At 73.1% G+C, this 11,010-nt stretch carries 16 protein-coding genes; 9 read left to right on the top strand and 7 right to left on the bottom strand.

Annotated features, from left to right (window positions below; all coding sequences use genetic code 11):
- From ACWJ6R_RS20160 to ACWJ6R_RS20150, 3 genes are all read right to left on the bottom strand, one after another.
- The coding region (locus tag ACWJ6R_RS20160) for a DUF3618 domain-containing protein (RefSeq protein ID WP_449063720.1) at nucleotides 1-246 on the bottom strand (246 nt) is incomplete at its 3' end.
- Nucleotides 222-620 (bottom strand): phage holin family protein, encoded by a 399-nt coding sequence (locus ACWJ6R_RS20155; RefSeq protein WP_449063719.1) that lies wholly within the window; start codon nucleotides 618-620, stop codon nucleotides 222-224. The genes ACWJ6R_RS20160 and ACWJ6R_RS20155, both read right to left, overlap by 25 nt.
- Before the next feature lie 6 nt (nucleotides 621-626).
- Complete coding sequence (locus ACWJ6R_RS20150) at nucleotides 627-1,460, bottom strand: hypothetical protein (protein ID WP_449063718.1); 834 nt, start codon at nucleotides 1,458-1,460, stop codon at nucleotides 627-629.
- Between the two features lie 278 nt (nucleotides 1,461-1,738).
- Between ACWJ6R_RS20150 and ACWJ6R_RS20145 the strand changes: the two genes are divergently transcribed.
- The 4 genes from ACWJ6R_RS20145 to ACWJ6R_RS20130 are packed head-to-tail and all read left to right on the top strand — an operon-like array spanning nucleotide 1,739 to nucleotide 5,402.
- Nucleotides 1,739-2,869 carry a sugar ABC transporter substrate-binding protein gene (locus tag ACWJ6R_RS20145; protein WP_449063717.1) on the top strand — a complete coding sequence of 377 codons (1,131 nt, stop codon included), beginning with the start codon at nucleotides 1,739-1,741 and terminating at the stop codon, nucleotides 2,867-2,869.
- Nucleotides 2,866-3,666, top strand: coding sequence for an ATP-binding cassette domain-containing protein (locus tag ACWJ6R_RS20140; protein WP_449063716.1), 801 nt, complete (start codon nucleotides 2,866-2,868; stop codon nucleotides 3,664-3,666). Before ACWJ6R_RS20145 ends, ACWJ6R_RS20140 begins: the two co-directional genes overlap by 4 nt.
- Nucleotides 3,659-4,948: a sugar ABC transporter permease gene (locus tag ACWJ6R_RS20135; protein WP_449063715.1), complete on the top strand. Its 1,290-nt coding sequence runs from the start codon at nucleotides 3,659-3,661 to the stop codon at nucleotides 4,946-4,948. Before ACWJ6R_RS20140 ends, ACWJ6R_RS20135 begins: the two co-directional genes overlap by 8 nt.
- A gap of 31 nt (nucleotides 4,949-4,979) precedes the next feature.
- Nucleotides 4,980-5,402: a hypothetical protein gene (locus ACWJ6R_RS20130; protein ID WP_449063714.1), complete on the top strand. Its 423-nt coding sequence runs from the start codon at nucleotides 4,980-4,982 to the stop codon at nucleotides 5,400-5,402.
- A 36-nt stretch (nucleotides 5,403-5,438) separates the two neighbouring features.
- On the opposite strand, the gene ACWJ6R_RS20125 is transcribed toward ACWJ6R_RS20130, so the two are convergent.
- A complete protein-coding gene (locus tag ACWJ6R_RS20125) occupies nucleotides 5,439-6,473 on the bottom strand; it encodes an anti-sigma factor RsbA family regulatory protein (RefSeq protein WP_449063713.1) in 1,035 nt (344 codons plus the stop codon).
- Entirely contained in the window at nucleotides 6,470-6,874 is a 405-nt protein-coding gene (locus ACWJ6R_RS20120) for an STAS domain-containing protein (RefSeq protein ID WP_449063712.1), read from the bottom strand. The genes ACWJ6R_RS20125 and ACWJ6R_RS20120 overlap by 4 nt, the downstream gene beginning before the upstream one ends.
- A gap of 163 nt (nucleotides 6,875-7,037) precedes the next feature.
- Between ACWJ6R_RS20120 and ACWJ6R_RS20115 the strand changes: the two genes are divergently transcribed.
- Both ACWJ6R_RS20115 and ACWJ6R_RS20110 read left to right on the top strand, forming a co-directional pair.
- Entirely contained in the window at nucleotides 7,038-8,012 is a 975-nt protein-coding gene (locus ACWJ6R_RS20115) for an NAD-dependent epimerase/dehydratase family protein (RefSeq protein WP_449063711.1), read from the top strand.
- A 158-nt stretch (nucleotides 8,013-8,170) separates the two neighbouring features.
- Nucleotides 8,171-8,542: a VOC family protein gene (locus tag ACWJ6R_RS20110; protein WP_449063710.1), complete on the top strand. Its 372-nt coding sequence runs from the start codon at nucleotides 8,171-8,173 to the stop codon at nucleotides 8,540-8,542.
- Here ACWJ6R_RS20110 and ACWJ6R_RS20105 read toward each other — a convergent pair.
- Nucleotides 8,523-9,086: an aspartate/glutamate racemase family protein gene (locus ACWJ6R_RS20105; RefSeq protein ID WP_449063721.1), complete on the bottom strand. Its 564-nt coding sequence runs from the start codon at nucleotides 9,084-9,086 to the stop codon at nucleotides 8,523-8,525. The two genes, ACWJ6R_RS20110 and ACWJ6R_RS20105, sit on opposite strands and share 20 nt — an antisense overlap.
- On the opposite strand from ACWJ6R_RS20105, the gene ACWJ6R_RS20100 reads away from it, so the two are divergent.
- The 3 genes from ACWJ6R_RS20100 to ACWJ6R_RS20090 all read left to right on the top strand — a co-directional run bounded on the left by ACWJ6R_RS20100 (nucleotide 8,980) and on the right by ACWJ6R_RS20090 (nucleotide 10,399).
- Nucleotides 8,980-9,390, top strand: coding sequence for a LysR substrate-binding domain-containing protein (locus ACWJ6R_RS20100; protein ID WP_449063709.1), 411 nt, complete (start codon nucleotides 8,980-8,982; stop codon nucleotides 9,388-9,390). The two genes, ACWJ6R_RS20105 and ACWJ6R_RS20100, sit on opposite strands and share 107 nt — an antisense overlap.
- A gap of 32 nt (nucleotides 9,391-9,422) precedes the next feature.
- Nucleotides 9,423-9,989: a GNAT family N-acetyltransferase gene (locus ACWJ6R_RS20095; RefSeq protein ID WP_449063708.1), complete on the top strand. Its 567-nt coding sequence runs from the start codon at nucleotides 9,423-9,425 to the stop codon at nucleotides 9,987-9,989.
- Nucleotides 9,990-10,084: 95 nt separating this feature from the next.
- Nucleotides 10,085-10,399 carry a hypothetical protein gene (locus ACWJ6R_RS20090; RefSeq protein ID WP_449063707.1) on the top strand — a complete coding sequence of 105 codons (315 nt, stop codon included), beginning with the start codon at nucleotides 10,085-10,087 and terminating at the stop codon, nucleotides 10,397-10,399.
- Nucleotides 10,400-10,495: 96 nt separating this feature from the next.
- Here the strand turns inward: ACWJ6R_RS20090 and ACWJ6R_RS20085 are convergent.
- Nucleotides 10,496-11,010 (bottom strand): class I SAM-dependent methyltransferase (locus ACWJ6R_RS20085; RefSeq protein WP_449063706.1); only part of this gene is annotated, 515 nt, incomplete at its 5' end.

The following is an 11,010-nucleotide window of genomic DNA, read 5'->3' as shown; positions in this document are numbered from 1 at the left end:
CCCCGCGGCCGTCTCGCGGACGCCGTGAGCGGCCTGCCCGGCCTGCCGCCGCACCTGGTGGGCGGCGTGCGCCGGGGTGCCCATCACCCGCTCCCGGACCACCTGCATCCGCCGGCGCATCCGGCCGGTACGGCGCTGCACGATCCGCGCCGGGCTGGTCTTGTCCGCGAGCCGGTCCACGTCCGCCGCCAGCTCCGCCCGGGTGGCCGCGATCTCGGCCCTTATCTGGTCAGGTTCCGCGCCCATCGCGCATCCTCCTTGAGCGTTTCGATCGTCTGCTCCGGTTTGGGCGACACCTGCCGCAACCGGGCCTTGCCGGTCGTGAACAGGGCCGCGCCGGCCCCCGCCCACAGGGCCGCGACGATGAGCGCGGCCCAGCCCAGGTCCATGACGTTGCCGAGACCGAACATGATCGCCAGCGTCACCAGCAGGGCGACCATGTAACCGGCGAACCCGGCTCCGCCGAGCAGGCCCGCGGCCTTGCCGGCCTTGGCGGCCTCCTGGCGGATCTCGGCCTTGGCCAGTTCCACCTCCTGGCGGAACAGCGTCGACAGGTCCTCCCCGATCTCGCCTACCAGCTGCCCCAGTGTGGGCGGCTCGGGTTCGAGGGGCGAGCTCATCGCCGATCACCTTCCCAGCCCGTGGGCGGAGGGGTGACGGGGGTCCCGGGGAAGCGCTCCTCCCCGAAGCCCGGCTCGGATCCGGCCTCTCCTGAAGCGGCGGGACCGGCGGACGCGGCGGGAGGCGTGACCGGCGTCACCGGCGCGGGCGGGACCGGCGGGACCGGCGGGACCGGGGCCGTCGGCGAGCCGGACGCACCGGTGCCCGCACCGCCCCACGTGCCCGCCGTACCGTCCGCGCGTACGGTCCCGGTCGCCGCTCCACGTGCCCGCGGTACCGTCCGCGGCGTACGGGTCCCGGTCTCCGCTCCATGTGCCCGCCGTACCGGTGGCGGTGCCGGTCGGGCCGCCGGTGTCCGACGCGGCCTTGGCGATCCGGCCGACCAGGAAGCCCGCGGCCAGCGCCCCGGCGAGGAACGCGCCGGGGCGGCGGCGCGCGAAGTCCTGGACCTCCCGCACCACGCCGGCCAGGCCGTGCTCGTCCAGGTAGTCGGCCGCTCGCCGTCCTCCGTCGGCGACCTGCTGCACCACCCCGGAGACCGGGGAGTCGGGCTTGACCGCGTCGCCGACCGAGGCCAGCTCGTCGGCCCACTGCCGGATCCCCTGCGCGGCGCGCCGGCCCTGCTGCCGCGCCTGCTCGTTCGCGCGCTCGCGCAGCTGGTCCGCCACGCGGCGCGCCTGCTCCCTGGCCTCTCCGGCCACCGCTCTCGTCTGCTCCTTGGCGGTGCCGGCCACCTCCCCGACGGCCGACCTGGTCTGCTGCGCGGCCTCTCTGGCCGTCTCGCGGAGCTCCCCGCCCTCTGCCGGGCGCTCCCCCGCCCTGGTTGGGTACTCGTTCACCGATGCCTCCAAAGGTCGTGCATCCTCGGTTGCCGCGGCCCCTGCCCATGGACCCTCCCGGCATACACAAACCCCTAGAAACAATTTCAAACCTCATATATTCGATTAATTTTCCGTCTTCGCCATGCATCCCCTGATCCATCCAGGACCACCCTGACGTGCAGCTTCCCCTCCAAGTCATCGTCAAGGTCGGCTTCCAGTGCGAATCCCGATTTCTCCCCCGGGTACGGCCACCGTGGACGGACGGCATCGGTTCCGATGCGTGATCGGGGGGTCCAGTGAAGACGGTTCGATGGGTGGTGGGCGCCGCCGCGCTCGCCCTGACGTTCGGGACGGCGGCCTGCGGGAGCGCGAAGGAGGCGGGCGGAGGCGGCACCATGACCCCCGCCGGCACGTCCCCCGGCGCCACGGGCGGCACCGGAGCGTCGAGCTTCAAGATCGGCCTGTTGCTGCCGGAGTCGAAGACCGCGCGCTACGAGAAGTTCGACCGGCCGTACATCACGGAGGAGGTGGCGGCGCTCTGCCCGACCTGCGAGGTCGTCTACGCCAACGCCAACCAGGACCCGAACCAGCAGCAGCAGCAGGTCGACTCGATGCTCACCAACAACGTCAAGGTGCTCATCCTCGACGCGGTGGACGCCAAGGCGATCGCCTCCTCGGTGGCGAAGGCCAAGCAGCAGGGCGTCAAGGTGGTCGCCTACGACCGGCTCGCCGGGGGCCCGGTCGACGCCTACACCTCCTTCGACAACGTCCAGGTCGGCAAGATGCAGGGCGAGGCGCTGCTCAACGCCCTCAAGCAGGGCGGCGACCCCAAGCGCGGCCCGATCGTGATGATCAACGGTTCGCCCACCGACCCGAACGCGGGCGACTTCAAGAAGGGCGCCCACTCCGTCCTCGACGGCCAGGTGGACATCGGCAAGGAGTACGACACCCCGGACTGGAGCCCCGACCAGGCCAACACCCAGGCGGCCGGGGCGTTCACCGCGCTCGGCGCGGACAAGGTCATCGGGATCTACTCGGCCAACGACGGCATGGCCGGCGGCATCGCGCGGGCGATGCAGAACGCCGGAGTGCCCAAGGGCACGCCGCTGACCGGCCAGGACGCCGAGCTCGCCGGCATCCAGCGCATCCTGCTCGGCACCCAGACGATGACCATCTACAAGCCGATCAAGCCCGAGGCCAAGAACGCCGCCCGGCTGGCCTTCGACCTCGGCTCCGGCACGGCCGTGCAGGGCGCCACGACCGTGGACAACGGGAGCGGCTCCCCGATCCCCGCTCTGATCATCCAGCCGATCGTGGTCACCAAGGACAACATCAAGGACACGGTGGTCAAGGACGGCTTCTGGACGGTCGAGGAGATCTGCACCGCCGACGTCCAGGCCGCGTGCAAGGACGCCGGGCTGTCATGACCGCCGTGAGCGGCGAGCCGGTCCTCGCCGTCGAGGGGATCTCCAAGCGCTTCGGCGCCGTGCAGGCCCTGTCGGGCGTCGACCTCGACGTCCACGCGGGCGAGGTGGTCGCCCTGGTCGGCGACAACGGCGCGGGCAAGTCCACCATCATCAAGGTGATCGCGGGCGTGGGCCCGGCCGACAGCGGCGAGATCCGCTGGGAGGGCCGGCCGGTCTCGATCACCAGCCCCGGCGCGGCGCAGTCGCTCGGCATCGCGACCGTCTACCAGGACCTGGCCCTCTGCGACAACCTCGACGTGGTCGGCAACCTGTTCCTCGGCCGGGAGCTGGGCCGCCTCGGCGTGCTGGACGAGGTCGCGATGGAGAAGCGCTCCCGCGACCTGCTGCACACGCTCTCCATCAGGATCCCCAGCGTCCGCATCCCGGTCGCCTCCCTGTCCGGGGGCCAGCGGCAGACCGTGGCGATCTCCCGGTCGCTGCTGGGCGAGCCCAGGATCGTCATCCTGGACGAGCCGACCGCGGCGCTCGGCGTCGAGCAGACCGCCCAGGTCCTCGACCTGGTGGAGCGGCTCCGCGGCCAGGGGCTCGGGGTGATCCTGATCAGTCACAACATGGTCGACGTGATGGCGGTCGCCGACCGCGTCGCCGTACTGCGCCTGGGCCGCAACAACGGCTTCTTCGACACCGGGCGGACCACCCAGGAGGAGATCATCGCCGCGATCACCGGGGCGACCGACAACGTGGTCATGCGCCGCCGGGCCCGTACCGGCCCGGCCGAGGAGGCTCCCGATGCCTGACAGGGGAAAGCACAGGGCGGACGAGCCCGCAGGACCGGCGGGACCGGCGGGACCGGCCGCCGAGGCCCAGTTCGACCCCCGGCTGCTCGTCCGGGAGCGGGGCGCGGCCGGATACGTCGAGGAGTTCAAGCGCCGGATCAAGGGCGGCGAGCTCGGCTCACTGCCCGTCATCCTCGGCCTGGCCGTCATCTGGATCGTCTTCCAGAGCCTGAACAGCCAGTTCCTGTCCCCGCAGAACCTGTCCAACCTCAGCATCGACATCGTGGCGACCGGCCTCATCTCGGTCGGCATCGTCTTCGTGCTGCTGCTCGGGGAGATCGACCTGGCGGCGGGCGCGGTCAGCGGGGCGAGCGCGGCGGTGCTGGCCGTGCTGCAGGTGAACGAGGGCTGGCACCCGCTGGCCGCGATCGCCGCGGCCGTGGCGGTCGCCGCGCTGCTCGGGCTCGTCCACGGCGTGTTCTTCGCCAAGCTCGGCGTGCCGTCGTTCGTGGTCACGCTGGCCGGGATGCTGGCCTGGACCGGATTCCAGCTCTGGGTGCTGGGACCCAGCGGGACCATCAACCTGCCCTACGAGGGCCTGGTCGCCGGCCTCACCAGCACCTACTTCACCCAGCTCATCGCCGCGTACGGCCTGGCGGGCCTCGTCACGGCCGGATTCTTCGGCTTCTCCGTCCTGGGCAACGCCCGCCGTCGCGCCGCGGGCATCCCCTTCCGGACGATGCCCGACGTCATCCTGCGCACCCTGGTCCTGGCGTTCGTCGTGTTCGGCGTGGCCCACGTGCTCAACCAGTACAAGGGACTGCCGATGGCCCTGCTGATCTTCCTCGTGGTGGTGGTCGCCGCCGACTTCGTGCAGCGCCGCACCCGCTACGGGCGGAAGGTCTTCGCCGTCGGCGGCAACATCGAGGCGGCCCGGCGCGCGGGGATCAACGTGGCCGCGATCCGCGTCTCGGTGTTCATGGTCTCCGGTGCGATGGCGGCCGTCGGCGGCGTCTTCGCGGCCTCCCGCATCGCCTCGGCCAGTCAGGCGACCGGCCAGAGCAACGTGCTGATGATGGCCATCGCGGCGGCGGTGATCGGCGGCACCAGCCTGTTCGGCGGGCGCGGGACGGCGTACTCGGCGCTGCTGGGCATGCTGGTCATCCAGTCGATCTCCTCCGGCATGGCGCTGCAGGGCGTGAGCAACTCGGTCCAGTTCATGGTCACCGGAGCGGTGCTGCTGGCCGCGGTGGTGATCGACTCGCTCTCCCGGCGCAGCCAGAAGGCCTCCGGCCGCGCCTGACCGTCCTCTCCCGACGGGGTACGGTCTGCACATGTCTGAGCGCAGCATGCCGAACGACGCGGCGTCCTGGATCTGCCCCCACGGGCAGGATGCCCGCCGCGGTTGCGTGACCTGCTACGAGGAGGCGTCGGCGCCCGGCTCCGAGGTGCCCTCCTGGGAGGTCGCCGCGTGGTTCACCGCCCCCCGGCCGATCCCCATCAGGACCCTGCAGGACGTCCACCGGCACGGCCGCAGCTTCGCCATCGACCAGCCCTCCACCCCGCTCGTCTACCTGCTGACCGGCCGGACGGCCGCCCCCGACAGCGTGCAGGCCGTCGCGGGAGTGGTGGGGTTCCTGCTGCACAACCGCCACGTGGTCACCGGCTTCACCGTGACGGAGACGCGGGCCACGCTCCTGCCCCGCACCGACACCGGCAGGACCCGCACGACGGACACCTGGCTCGACACTCCCTGAGCCCCGGGACGACCGCCGCGGGGGGCGACGGGCCCGTCAGGCGTTCGTCATGTCCTCGGCGCTCGGCGCGTCCCCGGTGATCTCCGTCTCCATGCTTCTGATGTGCTCCAGGGGGTCGGCCCCGTCCACGTCGAAGTACACGCGGATCGTGGTGCCGCCCCGGTCCGTGTGGATGCGGACCAGGTCGCTGAGGAGGTTCGTCACGAGCAGCCCGCGCGAGCCGAGCTGGTGGATCGGGGTCGGGCACCGTCCGGCGAGCGGGTCGGCGATGTGGCCGCCGTCGCTGACGTCGAACACCACCCGGTCACCCTCCTGCCAGACGCGCAGGGTCCCCGAACCGCCGCCGTAGTCGAGACTGTTGGCCGCCAGTTCACTGGCGATCAGCCGCAGGTCCTCCAGGCGTTCGCCCGACAGGCCGATCCTGGCTGCGTGCTCGGTGGCGAAGGCACGGACCCGGCTCAGCGGGTCGTCGCCGAAGCCCTGGCCGTAGCGCAGCACCGCGGCGCCCTCCGGGGCGGGCAGCGGCCGGTTGCAGTCCTGCAGGACGCGCTCCAGCGCGTAGTGGGCGCTCGCCGACGCGACGGAGCCGTCCACGAGGACGGGATGGGTCATCCGCGCGTCCTCGATGACCTCGGGAGGCAGCCCGACGAGGTCGTAGGGACACAGGATGGTGACGTCCCGGCCGGAGAACGCGAGGTTGATCAGCGCCTCGTGCTGGAGGCACGCCGGGTATTCGGTCGCCGACCGGCCCGGCCAGATCGGCTCGCCGATGATGCGGACGCGCCGGCCCGGGTGCAGGTCGGTGAAGGCCCGCAGCACGCCCGGGATGATGCGTCCGGGGTTGCGTCCGGCCTCGCCCATGTCGATCAACCGCACCCTCGCCGCCGCCACGCCCAGCGCCTCGCGGATCAGCTCCAGGTTCTTGCCCGGCACCGCCACCGCGACCGGCTCTCCCGCGGCCAGTCCCTCCAGGACGAAGGGCACGGTCCCCGCGAGGTATTCGTCGGCGTCCCGGTAGAAGAGCGCCGGATGTTCGAAGGGCTCGGCCGTTGCGGACGGTGCGATGTTCATGGGCTCTCCACCACGACCGGAAGGCTGCCCGATCCGATCAGGGTCAGTACGGTTTTCAGTATGCGGGGCGGGTGATGTAGGAGTATCCGTCTGCCGGCAGGGAGGGTGCCCGCCACATCGGTGATCAACCATGTTCCCCGGACATCGATGAACCTGAGCTCCGCCAGGTAGAGGTGGACGTCCTCACCCCTGGAGGCCACCGCGACCAGTGCCTCCCGCCACGCCGCCCCGGTCGTGCGGTCGATCTCGCCGATCACCTCGAGGCCGGAGAGGGGCTCGATCAGGTTGATCACGAGACCCGGCGGGGAGTCCTGCCGGACGGGGGAGACCGGCGGGTCGGGCAGCGAGGCACGGGGCGGGCCGTCCGGATTGGCCCTGGGCTGGATTGTCAAACGGACCACCCCGAAAGTAGACAATCGACTGCTTCAACGTACCCGTTCTCCCCCCGGATGGGAAAAGGCGCCCCGGCCGCCTCCGAGGAAAGAAGCCCTGACCAGGGGGCGGACGGACCCGCCCCCTGGCCGGGACCCGCTCATCCGCTCCGGGTGAGGAAGGATGCCGTACATGCGCATTCTGATCATCGGCGGCACCCGGTTCGTCGGCCGGCACATCACCGAGGCCGCGCTGGCGGCCGGGCACGACGTCTCCCTCCTGCACCGCGGCCGGACCGGCCCCGGCCTCTTCCCCCAGGCGGAGCACCTGCTCGCCGACCGCGACACCGGCCTCGCCCTCCTGGACGGCCGCGAGTGGGACGCGACGATCGACGTCAGCGCCTACCTGCCGTCCCAGATCGAGACCCTGGCCGACTCCGTCTCCACCGGCCGGTACGCCTTCGTCTCCACCACGGCCGTCTACGCCCGCGACCAGAAGCCGGGCTTCACCGAGGACTCCCCGCTCGCCGAGCTCGACGGCGACGGCCCGGTCCCGGACACCGTGACGGGCGAGACGTACGGCCCGCTGAAGGTCCTGTGCGAGCGGACCGCGATCGGGCGGTTCGGCCCCGGCACGCTCGTCGTCCGCCCCACCTACGTGATCGGCCCGTACGACTACACCGGCCGCTTCACCTACTGGGTCAACCGCCTCGCCCGCGGCGGCGAGGTCCTGGCCCCCGGCGACCCGTCGGCCCCGATCCAGGTGATCGACGGGCGCGACATGGCCGCCTGGACCGTCGCCATGATCGAGCGCGGCGACGGCGGCACCTTCCACGCGGTCAGCCCGCCCCCGCCGTTCACCTTCGGCGACATGCTGGAGGGGATCGCGGCCGAGGTCGCCCCGTCCGGCACCACGCTGACCTGGGTGGACACGGACTTCCTGCACGCCGCCGGTCAGGGCGGCCGCTCGCTCCCGCTCTGGGGCGAGGGAGGGGACACCTCGATCAACACCGCCGACCCGTCCGCCGCCCGTGCCGCCGGCCTGAGCCCGCGGCCCTTCCGGCAGTCGGTGCGCGAGATCCGCGCCGCCGAGGCGGGCTTCTCCGTGGAGACCACCGTCGCCCCGGCCCGCGAGGCCGAGATCCTCGCCGCCTGGCACGCCCGCTGACCCGGTCCGGGCCCCGGCGACCGCACCGGTCCCGCCGGGGCCCCGCCGTACTCACCCGGAGCCGCGGAGCCGCACGACGCGGTCCCGGAGCCGCTCGACCCTGAAGCCGCACTCCCGCGGAGCCGTACGGTCCCGGGAGGTCTGCCAGAATCGGCGGCATGCTGGAGATCCGTACGGTCGTGATGGGCGTCGGCGACATGCGGCGCGCGGTGGGGTTCTGGACCCGGGCGCTGGGCTACGTGCCCCGTGAGGGCGAGGCGGGCGACGACTGGACGGTGCTGGTCCCGGCCGGCGGCGGCCACGGGATCGCGGTGGCGCTCGACGTCAGCGGGACGCCCGCGCAGGAGCACCCGCGCGTGCACCTCGACCTCTACGCCCGCGACACCGCCGACCAGGCCGCCGAGGTCGAGCGGCTGGTCTCCCTCGGCGCCGAGCGGGTCGACTGGGACCTCTACCCCGAAGACCCCGACTTCGTCGTCCTCGCCGACCCCGAGGGCAACCGCTTCTGCGTCATCGACCCCACCCACTGACCCCCGCCCGCCGGCCCCTGCCGGCGGCCTCCGGGACCGGCGCGGCCAGGGCCAGGTCCACGGCGCGCTCGACGTGGATGCGGGTGGAGTCGAACACCGGGACCGGGCTGTCCTGGGGGCCGACGAGCAGGGTGATCTCGGTGCAGCCGAGGATCACCCCCTCGGCCCCGCGGGCGGCCAGGTCCGCGATGACCCGCCGGTAGGCGTCGCGGGAGGCGTCCTCCACCCGCCCCCGGGTCAGCTCCTCGTAGATGACGTCGTGCACCAGCGTGCGGCCGGGCTCGTCCGGGACCAGGACCTCGATCCCGTGCCCGCGCATCCGGTCGCGGTAGAACGCCATCTCCATGGTGAACCGGGTGCCGAGCAGGCCCACGGCGGTGAGCCCGGCGGCGGTGATCCGCTCGGCCGTCGCGTCGACGAGGTGCACGAACGGCACGGTGAGCGCGGCCTCCACCTCCGCCGCCACCCGGTGCATGGTGTTCGTGCAGAGCAGGACCAGCTCGGCCCCGCCGTCCTGCAGGGTCGCGGCCGCTCCGGCGAGCAGCCGCCCGGCCGCCTCCCAGTCGCTGATCGCCCGCGGTCTGGGCATCGGGCTGCTGCCCCGGCTCGCCCTGGAGGCCTTCACCGCTCCCGGCGTCGCCGTCCGCCCGGCCGCCGGGCTGCTCCCCCGGACCCTGCACCTGGTCCATCCCCGCGAGGCCGACCAGATCCCGGCGGTCCGCGCCGCCGTACGAGCCCTGCGCGACACGCTCTGCACCGGGCCGGCCTCCCGAGGCGATGCCTTCACCACCGCCTGCAGAACCTCGTCCTCGTCCGGGTTACCAGCTCCCAGGCCAGCCTTGTCATGACATGCCGTACTCGCGGCATCAGAATGAGGCAGATGACGACCTCCGACCTCCCCCGTGCCGCGTTCGCCCCTTCCGTCACCGTGTCGGGACTCGGCCTGCACCTGCGCGACTGGACCGACGAGGACCTGCCGGCGATGGCCGCGCTCTTCGACGAACCGCAGGTGGACCGGTGGACCCCGCTCCGCTCGCCGTTCACCCTGGAGACCGCGCGCGCCTACCTGGCACGGGCCCGGGAGGGCCGCGCCGCCGGTCTCCGCCTCCAGCTGGCGGTCACCGAGGACGGCGGGGCGCCTCTGGGCGAGGTGCTGCTCTTCCGCGCCTCCCCGGAGGACCGCGACGCGGAGCTCGGCTACGCGATCGGCGCCGCGCACCGGCGGCGGGGCCTGGCGACCCGGGCCGTCCGGCTGATGACCGGCTACGCCTACGACACCCTGGCGATGGAGCGCGTGCTGCTGCGCATCGCCCCGGGCAACGAGGCCAGCGCCGCGGTCGCGCGCTCCGCGGGCTTCCGCCTCACCGGCGACGAGCCCGTCGTCCGGGACCGCGGCGACGGCACCGTCTCGCTGCTCACCTGGTGCCATCGGCGGGACCCCGGGTGACGGCGGCCGGCGGGACCCGCCGGGTCACGCCCCTGCCGCCCGCTCAGTAGTTTGAAGGTTCAAGGCCCCGCAACCGAGCTCAGGAGTGGCCACCGATGCAGCCCGAGCGCCCGCTTCCGGCCCTGACCCGGGCCGAACAGGACTTCCTCGATCACTACCTGCGGATCCTCGAACTCCTGGGCCGGATCAACCCGGCCTCCGCCGAGTACACCTACGCCGGGGTCACCGCCGCGCAGGCCCTGGCCGCGGAGGCCGCCAAGCTGCGTGACGCGCTCACGCTGATGTACGACAGGGCCGAGAAGGAGATCCACCGCGAGCCCCTCGTCCGGGCGCTGCGGATCCTGGGCGCCGAGGACCGCCTCCGCAGGCTCGCCCTCCCGGGCCCGGACCCGGACCCGGGACGCGCCTGACCTCCGGCCGCCGCACCCGCCCGGCGAGAGGCCGTCCCGCACCCTCATCGAGGCAGGCCGCCGCGCGCCTCTCGAACCGGTCCGCCGCGCAGCCCCTCAGCGCAGGGCCCGGAGCCGGAGGCGGCGGCAGACCAGCACGCGGGCGGGCGGCACGTTCCGCCACACCGTACGGCTCGCGACGATCTCGTCGAACCGCTCGTGCAGGCGGTGGCGGAACTCCCCGGCCGCGGGGAAGAGGCTCGACGGGTGCGCGGAGATGGTGGCGAAGGCCGCCTCCGGCCGCATCACGGCGCAGATCTGGTCCAGGATCCGCTCCTGCTGGGGCCCGTCGAACAGGGTCCACGGCAGCGCGCTGACGACCGCGTCCACCTCGCCGGCGCCGACGCCCGCCGCGTCGAGCAGCCTCCGCAGATCGGCCGCGTCACCCTGGACGACGTCGATCCGGGGCCGGGTGGCCCGCAGGTGCTCGGCCAGGTCCCGGTCGAGCTCGACGGCGAGGTGCCGGCTCCCGGGCCGGAGCCGGGCCTGGACGGCGTCGCTGACCGGGCCCGTCCCGGCGCCGAGCTCGACCACGACGGCGTCGCGCGTGCTGGGCACGGACCGCGCCAGCC

This window comes from Planomonospora algeriensis (assembly GCF_977012225.1).
Note: the sequence above shows the minus strand (reverse complement) of the source record. Positions and strands in the feature narration are given on the sequence as shown.

What these genes read in the sequence shown, in the direction of transcription:
- ACWJ6R_RS20135 (WP_449063715.1), top strand. Translation starts at nt 3,659, where the DNA reads ATGCCTGACAGGGGAAAGCACAGGGCGGACGAGCCCGCAGGACCGGCG.
- ACWJ6R_RS20110 (WP_449063710.1), top strand. Translation starts at nt 8,171, where the DNA reads ATGCTGGAGATCCGTACGGTCGTGATGGGCGTCGGCGACATGCGGCGC.
- ACWJ6R_RS20155 (WP_449063719.1), bottom strand. Translation starts at nt 620, where the DNA reads ATGAGCTCGCCCCTCGAACCCGAGCCGCCCACACTGGGGCAGCTGGTA.
- ACWJ6R_RS20115 (WP_449063711.1), top strand. Translation starts at nt 7,038, where the DNA reads ATGCGCATTCTGATCATCGGCGGCACCCGGTTCGTCGGCCGGCACATC.
- ACWJ6R_RS20095 (WP_449063708.1), top strand. Translation starts at nt 9,423, where the DNA reads ATGACGACCTCCGACCTCCCCCGTGCCGCGTTCGCCCCTTCCGTCACC.
- ACWJ6R_RS20125 (WP_449063713.1), bottom strand. Translation starts at nt 6,473, where the DNA reads ATGAACATCGCACCGTCCGCAACGGCCGAGCCCTTCGAACATCCGGCG.
- ACWJ6R_RS20130 (WP_449063714.1), top strand. Translation starts at nt 4,980, where the DNA reads ATGTCTGAGCGCAGCATGCCGAACGACGCGGCGTCCTGGATCTGCCCC.
- ACWJ6R_RS20140 (WP_449063716.1), top strand. Translation starts at nt 2,866, where the DNA reads ATGACCGCCGTGAGCGGCGAGCCGGTCCTCGCCGTCGAGGGGATCTCC.
- ACWJ6R_RS20090 (WP_449063707.1), top strand. Translation starts at nt 10,085, where the DNA reads ATGCAGCCCGAGCGCCCGCTTCCGGCCCTGACCCGGGCCGAACAGGAC.